We start from the raw sequence: 18,803 nt of genomic DNA on the forward strand, positions 1-18,803 counted from the left end.
CCATCCCCCGGGCGGAGCCGCAGACGCTCAGGGCAGTCGCCTGGATGCTGGGCAGCATCCTGGCCTTCGTGTCCATGGCCGTCGCCGGGCGCGAGGTGAGCCATTCCCTCGATACCTTCGAGATCATGCTCTACCGCTCCTGCACCGGGCTTCTGGTGGTGCTGGCGATCGGCCGTGCGACCGGCCGCCTGCGGGAGGTGAAGACGAAGAACCTGCGGCTGCATGTCGTCCGCAACGTCGCGCATTTCACCGGGCAGAACCTCTGGTTCCTCGCCATCTCGCTCGCCCCGCTGGCGCAGGTCTTCGCGGTGGAGTTCACGGCCCCGCTCTGGGTCCTGCTGCTGGCGCCGCTGATCCTGGGGGAATCGGTGCGTCGGGTGCAGCTCGCCGTCGCGGCGGTGGGCTTCGCGGGCGTTCTCATCATCGCGCAGCCGTTCTCGGCCGCCCCCTCGCCCGGCCTGATCTGGGTCGCCATGGCGGCGGTGGCCTTCGCGCTGACGAACCTGCTGACGCGCAAGCTAACGGGGGACGAGACGGTGATGGGCATCCTGTTCTGGCTGACGGGCCTGCAACTGATGTTCGGCCTGATCTGCGCCGGCATCGACGGCGACATCGCCCTGCCGGATGCGGTGACGCTGCCCTGGGTGGTGCTGATCGGGGTGGCGGGGCTCGCCGCGCACTGGTGCCTGACCAATGCGCTGCGGCTGGCACCGGCCTCGACCGTCATGCCCATCGACTTCGGGCGGCTGCCGCTGGCCGCCGCGGTGGGCGCGCTGTTCTATGCGGAGCCGTTGGACCCCCTCGTCCTGATCGGCGGCATCGTCACCTTCGGCGCGGCCTGGGCGAACATCCGGCTGGCCCGTTGATCCGGCGCGGTTTTGTTGCCGAAGCGCCATAGTAAGGCGCAAAGAACGCCGCGTTCGATTCGTGACGTTGGGTCCGGTTTGACCTGTAGTATCCTCGAAGCATCGGATTGGCACGACGCCGCGACCACGGGGAGGAAACCACCGGGCGCGGCGCTCAGGGTCCGGCCGACCGGACCCCAACAGGGATGAGGATCACATGAACCGCTATACACTCGCCGTGCTGGCCACCTTCGCCGGAACCGCCACCGCTGTCGCCGGGGGGCTCGACCGGTCGGGCCAGGACATCGACATCCTGTTCGAGGAGGGCAACTACGTCGAACTCAGCTTCGGGCGCGTCTCGCCCAAGGTCGACGGCGAGGATGACGCAGCCTTCGGGGGCAGCGAGACCGGCAACGTGGCCAAAAGCTATATCCAGGGGTCGTTCGGCTACAAGCAGCAGATCAACGACCGCGTCTCCATGGCGATCATCTTGGACCAGCCCTATGGCGCCGACACCCTCTATCCCACGGGCCGCAGCGTCGCTTTCGGCGAAACCACCGCGACGCTCAATTCGACGTCGCTGACCGGGCTCCTGCGCTATGACTTCGGCAACCGCTTCAGCGTCCACGGCGGCATCCGCGCGCAGACGATCGACGCGAGCGTCGATCTGCGGGGCTTCGGATATGGCCCGCTGGACGGCTATTCCGCCGATTTCGACGGCGACACCGCCTGGGGTTATCAGGTGGGCGGCGCCTATGAGATCCCCGAGATCGCGCTGCGGCTGGCGGCGACCTATTTCTCCGAGATCGACCATGATCTTGAGACCACCGAAAACATAGGGCCCGGCGCACCCGATACGCCGCTCACCACGCCCAAGGCGGTCAACATCTCGTTCCAGACGGGCATCGCCAAGGATACGCTGGTCTTCGCCGACTTTCGCTATTCCGACTACAAGGTGGCCACGGTGCGGCCGCGGGGGTTGGGCGGCAACAGCCTGACCGACATCGACACCGGGCGCGACTTCAGCATCGGCATCGGCCGCCGCTTCACGCCCGAGTTCGCCGCCTCCATCGCGTTCAACTATTCCGACGGCGGCCCCGACGACCTGGTCTCGCCGCTGGCCCCGGCCGACGGACGCAAGGGCATCACGCTTGCCGCGACCTATCAGGCGACCGACGCGGTGCGCTTCTCGGGGGGCGTCAGCTATTCCCGCGTGGGCGACGCCCGGCCCGCCACGGCCGGCGAACCCCGCGCGACCTTCGAGGACAACTCGGCCGTCGGGGTCGGGTTCAAGGTCGGCTATTCCTTCTGATCCACCCCCCGCACCGCACGACACCGAAACGCCCCGCGCCCGACCGGCACGGGGCGTTTCGCCTTTGGCGCAGGTTCCGGGTGGCGCGGGCCCGCGCGCGGCGCTAGCCACCTGACATGAGCACCCGCGACATGCCCCCCCGCGCCTGGGCCGAACTGGGCCTTCTGTCCCTGATCTGGGGGGCGAGCTTCCTGTCCGTGCGGATCGCGCTGGACGAGGTTCCCGTGCTCACCTCGGTCGCCTGGCGCGTGGGCGTGGCGGCCGTGGTCCTGTGGCTCGCCGTCCTGATCCGCGGATTGCCCGTACCGCGCGATCCGCGCGTCTGGGGGGCGATGCTCGTGATGGGGTTCCTCAACAACGTGATCCCCTTCTCGCTGATGGCCTGGGGGCAGTTGCACATCTCCTCCGGGCTCACGTCGATCCTGAACTCGGGCACGGCGGTCTTCGGCGTTCTGGTGGCGGCGCTGATGCTGTCGGACGAACGGCTGACGGCGCGGCGGGCGGCGGGAGTGTCCATCGGGTTCCTCGGGGTCGCGACGGCCATCGGCCTCGACAACCTGACGAGCTTCGACCTGCGGTCCGCCGCGCAACTGGCCGTGGTGGGTGGCACGATCAGCTATGCCTTCGCGGGCGTCTGGGCGCGCACCCGCCTGCCGGGCCTCACGCCGCAGATGTCGGCGGCGGGCATGCTGACCGGGTCGGCGCTTGTTATGATCCCCGCCGCGCTCCTCATCGACGGGCCGGTGGTGCCGCATCAGGCGGACACGATCCTGGCCATCGGATATTACGCGGTGATCGCCACGGCCTTCGCCTATCTGCTCTATTTCCGCGTCCTCGCCATGGCGGGCAGCGGGAACACCATGCTGGTCACGCTGCTGGTGGCGCCCACCGCGATCCTGCTGGGCGCCTGGGCACGGGACGAGGTTCTGTCGCACAACGTCTATGCCGGTTTCGGCCTGCTGGCGCTCGGCCTGATCGTGCTGGACGGTCGCCTGTTGCGCCGACTGCGCGGGGTCGCTACGCCACGGACATGATCTACGAGACGCCGCAGGACTGGACCGATGCCCCCGCCAAGCGGGTGACGTTCTTCGGCATGTCGGGGCTGGGCAAGACGCGGCTGGCGCAGATGCTGCGCGATGCGGGCGGATGGTTCCACTACTCCGTCGACTACCGCATCGGCACGGCCTACATGGGCGAACACATCGCCGACAACCTCAAGAAGCAGGCGATGCAGGTGCCGTTCCTGGCCGATCTGCTGCGGACGGATTCGATCTACATCGGGTCGAACATCACCTTCGACAATCTGGCGCCGCTTTCCACGTTCCTGGGCAAACCGGGCGATCCGGCGCGCGGCGGGCTGCCCTTTGCCGAATACGCGCGCCGGCAGGCGCTGCACCGCCGGGCCGAGGTGAACGCCCTGCTCGACACGCCCGCCTTCATCGACCGCGCGCGCGACATATACGGCTATGCCAACTTCGCCTGCGATACCGGCGGCTCCATCTGCGAGGTGGTGGACCCGAACGACCCGGGGGACGAGGTGCTGACCACGCTGTCGCGCTGCACCCTGCCCGTCTGGATCGAGGGCGATGAGAACCATACCGAGACGATCAAGGCGCGCTTCGCCAAGGCGCCGAAGCCCATGTACTACCGCCCCGAGTTCCTCGCCACGCTCTGGCGGGACTACGCGGGCGACGAGCCGGAGGAGACGGTGGACCCCGACGCCTTCGCGCGCCACAGCTATGCCGCCGTGATCGACGCGCGCCAGCCGCGCTATGCCGCCATGGCCGCGAACTGGGGCGTCAACCTGCGCGCGGAGGATGCCGCCACCGCCCGCGATGCCAGCGATGTGACCGCCATGGTGGCCGAGGCCATTGGCAAGCTCCGGCGGCGCACCTAACTCTGGCCCCTTCACAGACCCCGGAAGACTGCCATGCCCATCACGCTGCCCCGCGACCTGCCGGCCTTCGACGTGCTCGACCGCGAGGGCGTGATGGTCATGTCCGACGACGCCGCCACGCGTCAGGACATCCGCCCCCTTCGCATCGGCCTGCTGAACCTGATGCCCATGAAGATCACGACCGAGACGCAGTTCGCCCGGCTGATCGGCGCGACGCCCCTGCAGATCGACCTGACGCTGGTGCGGATGACGGAACACCAGTCGAGCCACACCGCGCCCGAGCACATGGAGACGTTCTATCACGCCTTCCAGGATGTGAAGGACCGCAGGTTCGACGGCTTCCTCATCACCGGTTCGCCCATCGAGCATCTGGCGTTCGAGGACGTGACCTATTGGGACGAGCTGCGCGAGGTCATGGACTGGACGCAGACCAACGTCCATTCGACCTTCGGCGTCTGCTGGGGCGGCATGGCGATGGCCTGGCATTTCCACGGGGTCCGCAAGCATGTGCTGGACCGCAAGGCCTTCGGCTGTTTCCGGGTGACGAACGAGGATCCGTCCTCGCCCTATCTGCGCGGGTTCTCGGACGATTGCGTCATCCCCGTCAGCCGCTGGACTGAACTGCGCCGCGACGAGGTGGAGGCGGCGGGCATGAAGGTCCTGCTGGGCAGCGAGGAGACCGGCCCATGCCTGATCGAGGATGCGGCCCACCGCGCGATCCACATCTTCAACCATTTCGAGTACGACAGCGATACGTTGCAGAAGGAATACGAGCGCGACATCGAGAACGGCACGCCGATCAACGTGCCCGGCAACTACTATCCCGGCGACGATCCGACGCGGAAGCCGCTCAATCGCTGGCGCAGCCATGCGCATCTTCTCTATGGCAACTGGATCAACCAGATCTATCAGACCACGCCCTATGATCTCGCGCAGATCGGCCGCTAGGCTTTTCGCGGCGGTCGCGGCCGGCGCCTTCGTGACGGAGGCCCGCGCCCGCGCGCGTGAACAGGCGGCGGAGGCGGCCTTCCCGCCCGAGGGTTGCATCCTCGACGTGCCGTTCCGGGGCCGCCCCGTGCCCGTCCATGCGGTCGTGCGCGGGCGGGGGCCGGACCTCGTGCTGATCCACGGCGCCTCGGGCAATTTGCGCGACTTCACCTTCGACCTGATCGACCGCCTGTCGGATCGCTATCGCTGCATCGCCTTCGACCGGCCGGGGCTGGGATATACCGGCAACACCGATCCGGCCTATGCCCGTGCCTTCACCTCCCGCGCCGAGTCCCCGGCCGAACAGGCCGCATTGCTCGCGGCAGCCTACGCAGAATTGAGCGACGGGCCGCCGCTGGTGCTGGGACACAGCTTCGGGGGCACCGTCGCGCTGGCCTGGGGGCTTGGCCATCCGGCGCGGGCGCTGGTCCTGCTGGCACCCGTGGCGCTGGAGTGGCAGGGCGGGCTGGGCGCCATTCCCACGCTGACCGGATCGGCGGCGGGCGGCGGACTTGCCGTGCCGCTGTTGACGGCTGCCGTGCCTGACGGATTGCTGCGCCGGATCACCCAAGGCATCTTCGTCCCCGACCCGATGCCCGCCGGATACTTCGCCCACATCGGCGCGCAGTTGACCCTGCGCCGCGACAGCCTGCGAAGCAACGGGCGGCAGGTGAACGGGCTGAAACCCCATGTCACCGCGATGCAGGCCCGCTATCGCGAATTGGCCCTGCCCATCGAATGGGTCCACGGCACCGCCGACACCATCGTTCCGCATCATGTCCACGCCCTGCCTTTCAAGGTGCGGCATCCGGCGACGAACCTGACGCTGCTCGACGGCGTGGGCCACATGCCGCACCACGCCGACCCGGCTGCGGCCGTCGCCGCCATCGACCGCGCGAACGCGGCGGCCTGACCGCGTTCTTGCTTTCCAGATACCCATGGAAGCGCGGGGGGCTGGCCCCTTGCCCGCCCGCCATCCTATATCCCATGGGGCCAGAGGAGTCCGACCATGCCCAAGCCCTTCGACGCCGCCATCACGAGGTTTTTCGAGCATGAGGCCCCGAAGGACATCCGCCGCGCCATCGAGGAGGGAGGCAAGAAGGACATCCTGACCGACGCCTATCCCTACGATGCGCTGATGCCGAAGGGCGATTACGAGGAGGCGATGCAGGCCCTCCAGATCGAGCTGGCCAAGTGCCAGGCCTGGGTGCAGGCCTCCGGCGCCCGCGTCTGCGCGGTGTTCGAGGGGCGGGACGCCGCCGGCAAGGGCGGCACGATCAAGCGGCTGCGCGAGAACCTGAACCCCCGCGTGGCGCGGACCGTGGCGCTGGGCAAGCCGACCGAGACCGAGGCCGGGCAGTGGTACTTCCAGCGCTACGTCGAACACCTGCCCACGCGCGGCGAAATGGTGATCTTCGACCGGTCCTGGTACAACCGCGCGGTGGTGGAGCATGTCTTCGGCTTCTGCACCCCGGAGCAGCGCGAACGCTTCTTCGCGCAACTGCCGGAGTTCGAGAGGATGCTGGTCGACGACGGCATCGTCCTCGTCAAGCTCTGGCTCAACGTCGGGCGGGCGGAGCAGCTGCGCCGCTTCCTCAAGCGCGAGGACGACCCCCTGAAGCAATGGAAGCTGAGCCGGATCGACGTCCAGGGGCTTGCCAGGTGGGACGACTACACCGCAGCCATCGCCGAGACCTTCGCGCGCAGCCACACCGACGCGGCGCCCTGGACGGTGGTGCGGTCCGACGACAAGCGGCGCGCGCGGCTGGCCGCGATCCGCGCCGTGCTGCGGCAGGTGCCTTACGCCGGGCGGGACATGAACGCGCTCGACATTGACGCAGCCATCGCCGGCGGCCCCGAGATCTGGCTGCCCGGTGTCTAAGCGCGGATACCACCACGGCAACCTGCGGCAGGCACTGGTCGATGCGGCGCTCGCGCTCATCACCGAGAAGGGGCCCGTCGGATTCACCCTGTCGGAGGCGGCAAAGCAGGCGGGCGTCACCCCCGCCGCCGTCTATCGGCACTTCGAGGGGCGCGAGGACCTGATCGTGGAATGTGCCCTGCAGGGCCATGCGATCTTCGGCGACCTGATGGAATACGCCTACGAGACCGGCCAGCCCTCCGCCCTTGCCGCGTTCGAGGCGACGGGACGGGCCTATCTGGCCTTCGCGCGCAAGTATCCCGGTCACTACATGGCGATGTTCGAGTCCGGCCTGTCGCGCCATGCCACGCCCGACCTGTCGCGCGCCGTGGCCCGATCCCGCGGCATCCTGGAGCGCGCGGCGGAGGAGTTGTCGCAGCACATCCCCGCCGACCGCCGCCCGCCCGCTACGATGTTCTCCGCCCACATCTGGGCCATGTCGCATGGGGTGGTCGAGTTGTTCGCGCGCGGCAACCCGGGCGGCAACGTGCCCTTCCCGCCCGAGGATCTGCTGGAGGCCGGCATCGGGATCTACCTGCGCGGTCTCGGGCTGGTCGCGCCGGACGGCTGAAGGCCGGGCGACCGCGAACAGCTACTGTGCGTCAGAGAACCTATATCTTCCCATTTGCACGTATCCGTGCGTTGAAGTGAGAGACGTCCGGGTCCAGATCGTTGGCACAGGCGAAGACGGAGCGCAGGCAACCCACGCTCCGCCGGCTCGCCCCGAACACGATGAAGGAACATCCCATGAAGACCACCATTTCCGCAGCCCTGATCGCCCTTCTTGCCGCCCCCGCCGTCGCAGCCGGCGTCCCGGCCGGACCCGCCGGCGCCATCGCGCATTTCAATCAGGACGTCAGCAACCCGAACCATCAGGTCTCCCTCGCGGCGGCCGACCTCAGCCGCACCGTCGTCTCGACCCGTCGTGCGGGCACGCAGGAAGAGGCCTACGCCCACTTCAACAGCGACGCGCAGACGCTGAACGACCTGCGCGGCCTTCAAGGTGCCACCGCCTACGGCTATGCCCCCTCGGTCGGCGCGGATACCTTCGCGGTCATCCGGGCCGAGTGACCCGTGACCTCCCCTGCCTCCGGCCCCGGCCTCGTGCCCGGGCCGGGGGCTATTCCTCCACCCGCCCGATCAGTTCCGCGACGCGCGGCCCCAGCGTCTCGACGATCAGGGCCACGCCCTCCCGGTTCGGGTGGATGCCGTCGTCCTGAAGATACCGCGCCCGCGCCGTCGCCAGGTCGGACCCGGCGACCAGCGGGCCCATGAAGTTCGACATGAGCAGGGTGTCGTAGTCCTGCGAAAGCTCCGCATACATGGCGTCGAAGTCGGCCTTGTAGGCGGGACCGTAGTTCGACGGCGCGTCCAGCCCGATCAGCAGGACCGGCAGGCCCCGCTCCCCCGCCACCCGCGACAGGATCGCGTCGAGGTTTCCGCGAGAGACTTCGGGCGGCAGACCGCGCAGCAGGTCATTGCCCCCCAGCGTCACGATCATCGCATCCGTGTCCTCCGTCAGCGCCCAGTCCAGCCGCGCCAGTCCGCCCGCCGTCGTGTCGCCTGACACCCCCGCGTTCACGATCTCGGCATCGACGCCGTTGGCGTCCAGCCAGCCCTGCAACCGCGGCACCAGCCCTTCGCCCTCCGGCAGGCCGTAGCCCGCCGTCAGGCTGTCGCCCAGGGCAACCACCTGCACCGTGTCGGCCGATGCCGCACCCGCGAAGACGATCAGGGCCGTCGCCTTGCCCGCCCCCCGCATGACCCCATATGCAAGGGCACCCAACCGCCGGAGGTACACCATGGTCCTGTCGCTGCGCGATGTTTCGCTTTCGCTGGAAGGCAATGCGGGTACCGTCGACATCCTGCACGACATCACGCTGGACGTTGCGCGGGGCGATACGCTGGGGCTGGTGGGTCCGTCGGGCAGTGGCAAATCGTCTCTCCTCATGCTCATGGGCGGTCTTGAACGCGCCACCTCCGGCAGGGTCGAGGCATTGGGCCACGATCTGACCGCGATGGACGAGGACGCGCTGGCCCGCTTCCGCCGCTCTCATATGGGGGTGGTCTTCCAGTCCTTCCACCTGATCCCGACGATGACCGCGCTGGAGAACGTGGCGACGCCGCTGGAGCTGGCCGGCGCGCGCGATGCCTTCGACCGCGCGGAGGCCGAACTCGACGCCGTGGGGCTGGGCCATCGCACCGGCCACTATCCGTCGCAGATGTCCGGCGGTGAACAGCAGCGCGTGGCTTTGGCCCGTGCCGCAGCGCCGCGCCCCGACATCCTCCTGGCCGATGAGCCGACGGGGAACCTGGATCAGGCGACGGGCGAGGCGATCATGGACCTGCTGTTCGGACTGCGCGACCGGCACGGCGCCACGCTGGTGCTCGTGACCCATGCGACGGAGCTTGCGGCGCGCTGCGACCGGACGGTGCGGCTCGTCGACGGGCGGCTGGAGAGCGAGAGCCGCCGGGCCGCGGCGAGCGCGGCGGAATGATCTGGCTGCGGCAGGCCGCCACCATCGCACGGCGGGAATTGCGCGGCGGGCTGTCGGGGTTCCGCATCTTCCTCGCCTGTCTGGCATTGGGCGTCGCGGCCATCGCCGCCGTGGGGTCCGTCCGCGTGTCGATAACCGACGGCCTCGCGCGCGAGGGGCGGACGATCCTGGGCGGCGACGTCGAGGTGGAGTTCAGCTATCGCCGCGCGACCGATGCGGAGCGGGACTGGCTGGACGACCTCGGCACCGTCTCCGAAGCGGTCGATTTCCGCTCCATGGCCGCGACCGGCCAGGGGCGGGACGCCGATCGCGCGCTGACGCAGATCAAGGCGGTGGACGACCTCTATCCGCTGGTGGGCGAGGTGGAACTGGACCCCGCAATCCCGCTGGACCGGGCGTTGGCGGACGGTGGCGCGGTCGTGCATCCGGTGCTGGCCGACCGGCTGGGCCTTGCGGTGGGCGATGCGCTCTGGATGGGGACCAAACGCTTCACCCTGCGCGCGCTCCTGCTGCGGGAGCCTGACGCGGGCAGCGCGGGCTTCGGCCTCGGCCCCCGCACCATCGTGTCGCTCGACGCGCTGGAAGGATCCGGCCTGATCGCGGAGGGGAGCCTGTTCGACGGCGACTACCGCATCCTGCTGCCCGAGACGCCCGACGACGCGCTCGATACCCTGCGCGCACGGGCCGAGGAGCGGTTCGCCGACGACGGGATGCGTTGGCGCGACCGGCGCAATGCCTCGCCCAACATCGCGCGTTTCGTCGACCGGATCGGCAGCTTCCTCGTGCTCGTCGGGCTCGCCGGGCTGGCGGTGGGCGGGGTCGGCGTGTCGGCGGCGGTGCGCGCCTATCTCGACCGCAAGACGCCGGTGATCGCGGTCCTCAAGACGCTGGGGGCCGAAGGGCGGGTGATCTTCGCCGCCTACATGATGCAGGTCGCCGCCATCGCCGCCGTGGGCATCGCCATCGGCCTGGTGATCGGCACGATCATTCCCATCGCCATCGGCCCGCTGATCGAGGCGCGCCTGCCGGTTCCCGTGGCCCTTGGCGTGCATCCCGGTCCCCTGGCCGAAGCGGCGCTCTATGGCGCGCTGACGGCCCTCATCTTCACGCTCTGGCCGCTGGCGCGGACGGAGCAGGTGCGCGCCGCCGCGCTGTTCCGCGATGCGGCGGGCCCGTCCCGCGTCTGGCCGCGCCGGCGCCACATCGTCACGCTGGCGCTGGCGGTCGTGGTGCTGGTCGGCGCGTCGGCCTGGCTGTCGGGCATTCCGACGCTGGCGCTCTGGTCGGCCGGGGGCATCGTCGTGGCGCTGGCCGCGCTGGTGGTGGCGGCCTGGGGCGTGCGGCGGCTGGCCCGCTGGGGCGCGCGGCACGTCCGGGGGCGTCCCGCTTTGCGGCTGGCCTTGGGCGCGGTGGGCGGACCGGGGGGCGAGGCGACGGCCGTGGTCCTGTCGCTGGGGCTGGGGCTGACGGTGCTGGCCGCCGTGGGGCAGATCGATGCCAACATGCGCGCCGCCATCGACCGCGACCTGCCGGCCGTCGCGCCCAGCTATTTCTTCATCGACATCCAGCCCGACCAGTTGCCCGCGTTCCTCGACCGGGTGGAGACCGACCCGGCCGTCAGCCGCGTGGACACGGCGCCGATGCTGGGCGGGGTCATCAAGTCCATCGGCGGGCGTCCGGCCTCCGAGATCGACCATTGGGTCACGCGCGGCGACAGGCGCATCAGCTTCGCCGGCGCCCTGCCGCAGGGCACGCGCATCACGGCGGGCGAATGGTGGCCCGAGGGCTACGACGGGCCGCCGCAGATCAGCTTCGCGCAGGAGGAGGCGGAGGAGATCGGCATCGACCTGGGCGACGAGGTGGTCGTCAACGTCCTGGGCCGCGACATCGCCGCGACGGTCACGTCCTTCCGCGAGGTCGATTTCTCCTCGGGCGGCATCGGCTTCGTGATGGTCTACGACGCCGCCGCCCTGTCGGGGGCGCCGCATACCTGGCTCTCGACCGTCTATGCCGAGGAGGAGGCCGAGGCCGCGATCCTGCGCGACGTGGCGGGGGATGCGCCCAACATCACCGCCATCCGCGTCCGCGACGCCATCGCGCTGGTGACCGAGGCGCTGTCGGCGCTGGCCGCCGCGACCTCCTGGGGCGCGGGAGCGACGCTTCTGACCGGGTTCGTGGTGCTGATCGGCGCGGCCGCGGCGGGCGAGCGCAGCCGCGTGTTCGAGGCGGCGGTGCTCAAGACCCTCGGCGCCACGCGGCGCACGGTGCTGACCAGCTTCGCCATCCGCTCGGCCCTGCTCGGGGCGGCGGCGGGCGTGGTCGCCATCGCAGGCGGCGCGCTGGCGGGCTGGGGCATCATGCGGTTCGTGATGGAAGCGCCCTATGCCTTCGAATGGGTCTCGGCCACGGCCATCGTGCTGGGCGGCGCGGTGGCCACCCTGCTGGCCGGGCTGGCCTTCGCCTGGCGTCCGCTCGCCGTTCGGCCAGCGCGGGTCCTGCGCGCGCAGGACTGATCCGGCCTTTCCAGCGCCGGCCCCTTTGGCTAGCGTCGCGCCCGATGACACGCGCGATCCTGAAACGCCTGATTTCCATGCTGCTGTCGCTTCTGGCAGCGAGCCTTGCGATATTCGTGATGCTCCAGGCGGTGCCGGGGCATCCGGCGGACTTCATGCTGGGTCTGAACGCCCAGCCCGACACCATCGCCGCCCTCAACGCCGAACTCGGGTTGGAGGGCACCCTGCGGGAGCGGTATCTCGACTGGGTCGGCGGAATGCTGCGCGGGGATTTCGGAACCTCCTACACCTACCGGGTGCCGGTGGCCGGGCTGATCGCCGACCGCATCTGGGTCTCGGCGCCGCTGGCGGTCTATGCACTGGTGCTGACGCTGCTGGTGGCGATTCCGGCGGGCCTGCTTGCGGCATCGCGCCGGGGACGGGCCAGCGACTGGGGCGTGATGGGGGTGACGCAACTGGGCATCGCCGTGCCGAACTTCTGGTTCGCGATGCTTCTGGTGCTCCTGTTCGCGGTCAAGCTGCGGTGGGTGTCGGCGGGCGGCTTTCCGGGCTGGTCCGATCCCGCGCAGGCCATCAAGGCACTGACCCTGCCCGCCATCGCGCTGGCGCTGCCGCAGGCGTCGATCCTGGCGCGGGTGCTGCGCGGGGCGCTGATCGACACGCTGGAGCAGGACTACATGCGCACCGCCCGCGCCAAGGGCCTGAGCCGCCGCGCCACGGTCGTGCGCCACGGGCTGCGGAACGCGGCGATCCCGATGCTGACGATCCTCGGGCTGCAATTCAGCTTCCTTCTGGCGGGGGCCATCATCATCGAGAAGGTCTTCTTCCTGCCGGGCCTCGGGCAGCTCATCTTTCAGGGGATCACGCAGCGCGACCTGATCGTGGTGCAATCGGTGACGATGCTTCTGGTCTTCGCCGTCATCGCCGTCACCTTCGCGGTGGAGCTTGCCTATACGCTGGCCGACCCCCGGCTGCGCCGCGCATGAGCGTCGGGATGCGCCTCGGTGCCGTGCTGACCGCGGTCTTCGCGCTGGCCGCGCTGATCAGCGTCGTCTGGGTCCCGCACGATACCGCCGTCCTGACCATTGCCGACCGCACGCTGGGACCGTCCGTCGCGCACCCTTTCGGAACCGACCACTTCGGGCGCGACATGCTGTCGATGCTGATGGCGGGGGCGCGCACCTCCATCGCCGTCGCGCTGCTGGCCGTGGGCATCGGCATCGTGCTGGGCGTGCCGCTGGGTCTTGCTGCGGCGGCCAACCGGGGCGGCTGGCTTGACGAGGTCATCATGCGCGGCAACGACCTGATCTTCGCCTTCCCGTCGCTGGTCATCGCCATCCTGATCACCGCCGTCTTCGGCCCCTCGGCGGTCAACGCGATCCTCGCCATCGGCATCTTCAACATCCCCGTCTTCGCCCGCGTGGCGCGGGGAGGTGCGCTGCCGCTCTGGACGCTGGATTACATCATGGCGGCGCGGGTGGCGGGCAAGGGGCCGGCCCGCATCAGTGCCGAGCACATCCTGCCCAACATCGCCAACCTGCTCATCGTGCAGGCCACGATCCAGTTCAGCCTCGGCATCCTGGCCGAGGCGGCGCTGTCCTACGTGGGTCTCGGCGCGCAGCCGCCGACGCCGAGCTGGGGGCGGATGCTGGCGGATGCGCAGACGATGATCCACGTGGCGCCGCAACTGGCGATCCTGCCGGGGGTGGCCATCGTGCTGACGGTGCTGGGGCTGAACCTGCTGGGCGACGGGCTGCGCGATGCGCTCGACCCCCGGCTGCGGCGGGTGCGCGGATGATCGCGGTGCGGGACCTCTCGCTGTCGATCCACGGGCAGCCCCTCCTGCGCGACGTGTCCTTCGACCTCGCGCCCGGGCGGATCACGGGGCTGGTGGGCGAAAGCGGGTCAGGCAAGTCGATGACGGCCCTCGCCATGATCGGCCTGCTCCCCGTGCCCCTGCGGGCCGAAGGCAGCATCCGCCTCGACGACCGCGACCTGCTGGCGATGACCGAGCGGGAGTGGCTGGGTGTGCGCGGCCGCGACATCGCGATGATCTTCCAGGAGCCGATGACCGCCCTCAACCCCGTCCAGACCATCGGTGCGCAGGTGTCCGAGACGCTGCGCCTGAACGGCACGCCGCGGACGGAGGCATTGCGGATCGCGCGGGGCGGGCTGGACCGCGTGGGGCTGGAGCATATCGCGCTCGACCGCTATCCGCACCAGCTCAGCGGCGGGCAGCGGCAGCGGGTGTGCATCGCGCTCGCCATCGCCCGCCGCCCCCGCCTGTTGATCGCGGACGAGCCGACGACCGCGCTCGACGTCACCACACAGGCGCAGATCCTCGACCTGCTGCGCGACCTCGTGCGCGAGGACGGGATGTCGCTCCTCCTCATCACGCACGACCTGGGCGTGGTCGCGGGCATGGCCGATGACGTCGCCGTGATGCGGCAGGGCCGGATCGTGGAGCAAGGCGCGACCGAGCCGCTGTTTCGCGCCCGAGCCCACCCCTACACCCGCGACCTGCTGTCCGCGTCGCAACCCCCGCCCCGCGTGCCCCGTGCGGTGGCCGACGATCTCGTGCTGACCGCCCGAGACGTCACCCGCCGCTATGGCGCGCTGACGGCGGTGGACGGCGTGTCGCTGACGCTGAACCGGGGCGAGAGCTTGGGGCTGGTGGGCGAATCCGGTTGCGGCAAGTCCACCCTGACGCGCGCGCTGCTGGGGCTGGAGCCTGTGCAGGGCGGCACCATCGATCTGCTGGGCCGGCCCGGCGGCCTCGCCATGACCCGCGACGATCGCGCCCGCATCAGCGTCGTGTTCCAGGACCCCTACGGCAGCTTCGACCCCCGCTGGACCGTCGCCCGCCTCGTGCAGGAGCCGTTCCACCTGACCGGGCGGCCGCCCGACGCCCGCGACCGCGCCGTGCGCGCGCTGGAACAGGTGGGGCTCTCGGCGGACGACCTGTCGAAATACCCGCATGAGTTCTCGGGCGGGCAGCGGCAGCGCATCGCCATCGCCCGCGCCCTCATCACCGAGCCGGACGTGCTGGTGCTGGACGAGGCTGTCAGCGCGCTCGACGTGCGCGTGCGGGCGCAGGTGCTGGATCTGCTGGACGATCTTCAGGCGAGGCTGGGGCTGAGCTACCTGTTCATCAGCCACGACCTGACGGTGGTGCGTGCCATCTGCGACAACGTGCTGGTGATGCAGGCCGGGCGCATCGTGGAACGGGGGCCGGCCGCGCGCGTCTTCGACGCGCCGGAGCACGACTATACCCGCGTCCTGATCGACGCGGCCCCCGCGATCCCGCCCCGCTGGCTGGAGGCGGGATGACCCTGCTGCACCTCTCCCTCGCCGCCCGCTCGCCCGAGGCGATGGCCCGTTCGCTCGCGCGGCTGATGGGCGGCCGCGCCCTGCCCTTCCCGCCTTGCCCAAACGCCTGGATCGCCTTCGCCGCTGCGGACGACGGCACGGCGGTGGAAGTCTATCCGGCCGGTACGCGCGTCTTGCGCGGCGCCGAGACCGTGGCCTTCGCCGCCGGACCGCCCCGGCGCGATACCAGCGCCACCCACCTCGCCATCGCCTCGCCGCTCAGCGTCGAGCAGATCGAAGCGCTGGCCCGCGATTGCGGCTGGACCGCCCGCATTTGCGACCGGGGGCCGTTTTCCTGCGTCGAGGTGTGGACCGGCGAGGACCTGCTGATCGAGGTTCTGGACGCCGGGATGCTGCGCGACTACCGCCGCGAAATGACGGCCGGAAACTGGCGCGCGATGTTCGGATTGGAGGACGGAAGATGACGATTTGGTTCGACCCCTCGGAAATGCTGATCGGCGGGCGATGGCTGCGCGCCGCCGACAGCATGCCCGTCGAAAACCCCTCGACCGGAGAGACCTTCGCGCAGATCCCGCGCGGACAATCCCGCGACATCGACGCCGCCGTGGCGGCGGCCCATCAGGCGCTGGCGGGCGACTGGGGTCGGATGCCGGCGGTGGAGCGGGGGCGGCTGCTGTCGCGGATGGGGCGGCTCGTGCTGGAGCGGGTGGACGACCTGGCCCGGCTGGAGGCCGCGGACGTGGGCAAGCCCCTGAAGCAGGCGCGCGCCGATGCCGTGGCGCTGGCGCGGTATCTGGAGTTCTACGGCGGCGCGGCCGACAAGGTGCATGGGACGACCATCCCCTATCTCGACGGCTACACCGTCTATACCCTGCGCCAGCCGCATGGCGTGACCGGCCATATCGTGCCCTGGAACTATCCCATGCAGATCATCGGCCGGTCGGTGGGCGCGGCGCTCGCCATGGGCAACGCCTGCGTCCTGAAACCGGCGGAGGAGGCCTGCCTGACCGCGCTGGCCTTCGCCCGGCTGGCGGTCGAGGCCGGGCTGCCCGACGGCGCGCTGAACGTGGTGCCGGGTCTGGGGGCCGAGGCGGGGGCCGCGCTGACGGCGCATCCCGGCATCCACCACATCAGCTTCACCGGGTCGGTCGCCACCGGCGCGCTGGTCCAGCAGGCGGCGGCGGCGAACGTGGTGCCGGTGACGCTGGAGCTTGGGGGCAAGTCGCCGCAGATCGTCTTCGACGACGCCGACCTCGACGCTGCATTGCCGTTCCTCGTCAGCGCGGGGATCCAGAACGCGGGGCAGACCTGCTCGGCCGCCTCGCGCATCCTGGTCCACCGGTCGGTGCACGATGAGGTCGTCGCCCGCATGGCGGACCGTTACGGCGCGCTGCGGGTCGGGCCGGCGATGGACGATCTGGACGTGGGGCCGGTCATCTCCGGCCGGCAGAAGGCGATCATCGACGGCTTCCTGGACCGCGGGTCCGATCTGGACATGGCCGCGCAGGGCAATGTGATCGACGGCGCGCCGGGTGGCGGATACTATGTCCGCCCCACCCTCCTGACCGGGGCCACAGGCGATCACCCGCTGGCGCAGGCCGAGATCTTCGGCCCGGTGCAGGTCGTCATCCCCTTCGCGTCGGAGGAGGAGGCGCTGGCCATCGCCAACGGCACCGACTACGGCCTCGTCGCCGGAGTCTGGACGCGCGACGGCGCACGCCAGATGCGGATGGCGCGGAATTTGCGGGCGGGTCAGGTGTTCCTGAACAACTACGGCGCGGGCGGCGGAGTCGAACTGCCCTTCGGCGGCGTGGGCAAATCGGGCCACGGCCGCGAAAAGGGGTTCGAGGCGCTCTACGGGTTCAGCCAGCTCAAGACCGTCGCGGCGCACCACGGCTAGGGTCGGGCCTTCGGCCTCACGACGCTCCGCGTGCCGTGCCGCCGCGATCCTCGGGGTGCTGCACGATCGGGTCAGCTTCGCCGTTTGGCCCGACTACTCCTTCGCGCTGAAATTTCCGCAGCCCGTCATCCCGCCCGACTGGCCGCCCCGGCTGGGCGCGGCATGGGTCGGCGTGTTGGCAAGCTGGCGGATGGGGCTGGTGACCGGGGTTCCGGCACTGGGTCTCGGGGCGGTGCCGATCCGGGACGGGGCGGCATACCCGCGCGCGGAGGCCATGCACGACGCCGCCCATCTGGGCGGCATGCTGGGGATGGTTCCGGCTTTCATGCCGTTCCTCAGGGAATGGCATCGGTCGCGGGGTCAGGCGGTGGGATAGAAGAACTCCTCCCGCGCGATCCGGCCGTCCCGCACGTGATAGACGCCGATATCGCGCATGTCCTCGATCTCGCCGGTCTCGCGCTTCTTCATCTTCATGTCGAAGATCACCGCGAAGCGGTCGTCCCCGTGCGGCATCGGGTCGGACACCTCCGCCGAGACGGTCTCGTAAAGACTGTCGAACCAGTCGTGCTTGCCGTGGATGGCCTCGCGGCCCGTCACTTCCCGGCCCTGCCCCATGTCGGCGGCTTCGACGCTGACGGCATCCTCGGCATAGAGCCTGTCGATATTCGCCTTCTCGCGGCCTTCGCGGCATCCGGCGACCAGTTCGCGGGCGATTTCGTCGCGTGTCATGGCAATGTCCTCCGGGGTTGTGAGGCCGAAAGCATACCACGGAAATGCCGTCCGCCGCCCCGCAATTGCAAGGTGCCGCGCGGTCGGGCATCAAGGGCGCGAACAGGGGGACGAGCGCATGAGACTGGACGGAAAGACGGCCATCGTCACGGGGGGCGCCAGCGGTTTCGGCCGGGGCATCGCCGAGAAATTCACCGCCGAGGGCGCGCGCGTCCTGATCGCCGACCGCAACGGCGACGCGGCCGAGGAAGTGTCGCGCGCCATCCTGGGCCTGTTCGAACAGGCCGACGTGGCGAAGGACGGCGACTGGGCGCGACTGACCGCGCGGGCCATGGACGAATGGGGCCGCATCGACATCCTGGTCAACAACGCGGGCATCACCCACCTGCCGCAACCCATGGAGGATGTGACCGAGGAGGAGTTCGACCGCATCCTGGCCGTCAACGCCAAGTCCGTGTTCCTGTCCGCGCGCCACGTCGTGCCCGCGATGAAGGCCGCCGGATCGGGCGCGATCCTGAACGTGGCCTCCACCGCGGGCGTCAGCCCCCGCCCCCGGCTGAGCTGGTACAACGCCAGCAAGGGCTGGATGATAACCGCGACCAAGGCGATGGCGGTGGAGCTTGCGCCCGCCGGCGTGCGCGTCAACTGCCTGAACCCGGTCGCGGGCGACACGCCCCTGCTGGCGAGCTTCCTGGGCGAGGACACGCCCGAGATGCGTGCGAAGTTCCTGTCCACCATTCCCATCGGCCGCTTCTCGACCCCGGCGGACATGGGGAACGCGGCCTGTTTTTTGTGTTCGGACGAGGCGTCGATGATAACGGGCGTCGGGTTGGAGGTGGACGGTGGCCGCTGTATCTGAGGCCGTGCAGCG

The 18,803-nt window shown here is 70.0% G+C and carries 20 protein-coding genes; 18 read left to right on the top strand and 2 right to left on the bottom strand.

Annotated features, from left to right (window positions below; all coding sequences use genetic code 11):
- The first annotated feature begins 2 nt into the window (after window positions 1-2).
- From JAN5088_RS15025 to JAN5088_RS15065, 9 genes are all read left to right on the top strand, one after another.
- Complete coding sequence (locus tag JAN5088_RS15025) at window positions 3-866, top strand: DMT family transporter (RefSeq protein WP_267885390.1); 864 nt, start codon at window positions 3-5, stop codon at window positions 864-866.
- Between the two features lie 196 nt (window positions 867-1,062).
- A complete protein-coding gene (locus tag JAN5088_RS15030; protein ID WP_055683634.1) occupies window positions 1,063-2,157 on the top strand; it encodes an OmpP1/FadL family transporter in 1,095 nt (364 codons plus the stop codon).
- Between the two features lie 116 nt (window positions 2,158-2,273).
- Window positions 2,274-3,191 (top strand): DMT family transporter, encoded by a 918-nt coding sequence (locus JAN5088_RS15035; RefSeq protein ID WP_055683635.1) that lies wholly within the window; start codon window positions 2,274-2,276, stop codon window positions 3,189-3,191.
- A complete protein-coding gene (locus tag JAN5088_RS15040) occupies window positions 3,188-4,054 on the top strand; it encodes a hypothetical protein (RefSeq protein WP_055683636.1) in 867 nt (288 codons plus the stop codon). The genes JAN5088_RS15035 and JAN5088_RS15040 overlap by 4 nt, the downstream gene beginning before the upstream one ends.
- A 33-nt stretch (window positions 4,055-4,087) precedes the next feature.
- Window positions 4,088-5,002: a homoserine O-succinyltransferase gene (locus tag JAN5088_RS15045; RefSeq protein ID WP_055683637.1), complete on the top strand. Its 915-nt coding sequence runs from the start codon at window positions 4,088-4,090 to the stop codon at window positions 5,000-5,002.
- Entirely contained in the window at window positions 4,977-5,954 is a 978-nt protein-coding gene (locus JAN5088_RS15050; protein ID WP_055683638.1) for an alpha/beta fold hydrolase, read from the top strand. The genes JAN5088_RS15045 and JAN5088_RS15050 overlap by 26 nt, the downstream gene beginning before the upstream one ends.
- Window positions 5,955-6,050: 96 nt before the next feature.
- Window positions 6,051-6,923: a polyphosphate kinase 2 gene (gene ppk2 / locus JAN5088_RS15055; RefSeq protein WP_055683639.1), complete on the top strand. Its 873-nt coding sequence runs from the start codon at window positions 6,051-6,053 to the stop codon at window positions 6,921-6,923.
- A complete protein-coding gene (locus tag JAN5088_RS15060; protein ID WP_055683640.1) occupies window positions 6,916-7,533 on the top strand; it encodes a TetR/AcrR family transcriptional regulator in 618 nt (205 codons plus the stop codon). The genes ppk2 and JAN5088_RS15060 overlap by 8 nt, the downstream gene beginning before the upstream one ends.
- A gap of 176 nt (window positions 7,534-7,709) precedes the next feature.
- Window positions 7,710-8,033 carry a hypothetical protein gene (locus JAN5088_RS15065; protein ID WP_055683641.1) on the top strand — a complete coding sequence of 108 codons (324 nt, stop codon included), beginning with the start codon at window positions 7,710-7,712 and terminating at the stop codon, window positions 8,031-8,033.
- A gap of 49 nt (window positions 8,034-8,082) precedes the next feature.
- On the opposite strand, the gene JAN5088_RS15070 is transcribed toward JAN5088_RS15065, so the two are convergent.
- Window positions 8,083-8,766, bottom strand: coding sequence for an arylesterase (locus JAN5088_RS15070; protein WP_055683642.1), 684 nt, complete (start codon window positions 8,764-8,766; stop codon window positions 8,083-8,085).
- Between JAN5088_RS15070 and JAN5088_RS15075 the strand changes: the two genes are divergently transcribed.
- The 8 genes from JAN5088_RS15075 to JAN5088_RS15110 are packed head-to-tail and all read left to right on the top strand — an operon-like array spanning window position 8,765 to window position 17,579.
- Entirely contained in the window at window positions 8,765-9,460 is a 696-nt protein-coding gene (locus tag JAN5088_RS15075) for an ABC transporter ATP-binding protein (RefSeq protein ID WP_055683643.1), read from the top strand. The two genes, JAN5088_RS15070 and JAN5088_RS15075, sit on opposite strands and share 2 nt — an antisense overlap.
- Window positions 9,460-11,973, top strand: a complete 2,514-nt coding sequence (locus JAN5088_RS15080) for an ABC transporter permease (RefSeq protein ID WP_055683809.1) — start codon at window positions 9,460-9,462, stop codon at window positions 11,971-11,973. Before JAN5088_RS15075 ends, JAN5088_RS15080 begins: the two co-directional genes overlap by 1 nt.
- Before the next feature lie 44 nt (window positions 11,974-12,017).
- Window positions 12,018-12,959 (top strand): ABC transporter permease, encoded by a 942-nt coding sequence (locus tag JAN5088_RS15085; protein WP_055683644.1) that lies wholly within the window; start codon window positions 12,018-12,020, stop codon window positions 12,957-12,959.
- 8 nt (window positions 12,960-12,967) lie between these two features.
- Window positions 12,968-13,771, top strand: coding sequence for an ABC transporter permease (locus JAN5088_RS15090; protein ID WP_370736417.1), 804 nt, complete (start codon window positions 12,968-12,970; stop codon window positions 13,769-13,771).
- Window positions 13,768-15,303, top strand: coding sequence for an ABC transporter ATP-binding protein (locus JAN5088_RS15095; protein WP_055683646.1), 1,536 nt, complete (start codon window positions 13,768-13,770; stop codon window positions 15,301-15,303). The genes JAN5088_RS15090 and JAN5088_RS15095 overlap by 4 nt, the downstream gene beginning before the upstream one ends.
- Window positions 15,300-15,767 (top strand): hypothetical protein, encoded by a 468-nt coding sequence (locus JAN5088_RS15100; protein WP_055683647.1) that lies wholly within the window; start codon window positions 15,300-15,302, stop codon window positions 15,765-15,767. Before JAN5088_RS15095 ends, JAN5088_RS15100 begins: the two co-directional genes overlap by 4 nt.
- The gene (locus JAN5088_RS15105; protein ID WP_055683648.1) at window positions 15,764-17,203 is read left to right on the top strand and encodes an aldehyde dehydrogenase family protein; all 1,440 of its coding nucleotides are present in this window, start codon (window positions 15,764-15,766) and stop codon (window positions 17,201-17,203) included. The genes JAN5088_RS15100 and JAN5088_RS15105 overlap by 4 nt, the downstream gene beginning before the upstream one ends.
- A gap of 55 nt (window positions 17,204-17,258) precedes the next feature.
- Window positions 17,259-17,579, top strand: a complete 321-nt coding sequence (locus JAN5088_RS15110; RefSeq protein WP_055683649.1) for a hypothetical protein — start codon at window positions 17,259-17,261, stop codon at window positions 17,577-17,579.
- Here the strand turns inward: JAN5088_RS15110 and JAN5088_RS15115 are convergent.
- Window positions 17,564-17,932: a nuclear transport factor 2 family protein gene (locus tag JAN5088_RS15115; RefSeq protein WP_055683650.1), complete on the bottom strand. Its 369-nt coding sequence runs from the start codon at window positions 17,930-17,932 to the stop codon at window positions 17,564-17,566. The genes JAN5088_RS15110 and JAN5088_RS15115 overlap by 16 nt on opposite strands.
- Window positions 17,933-18,050: 118 nt before the next feature.
- On the opposite strand from JAN5088_RS15115, the gene JAN5088_RS15120 reads away from it, so the two are divergent.
- Window positions 18,051-18,791, top strand: a complete 741-nt coding sequence (locus tag JAN5088_RS15120; protein ID WP_055683651.1) for an SDR family oxidoreductase — start codon at window positions 18,051-18,053, stop codon at window positions 18,789-18,791.
- Window positions 18,792-18,803 lie beyond the last annotated feature (12 nt).

Source organism: Jannaschia rubra, assembly GCF_001403735.1.
GTDB lineage: Bacteria > Pseudomonadota > Alphaproteobacteria > Rhodobacterales > Rhodobacteraceae > Jannaschia > Jannaschia rubra.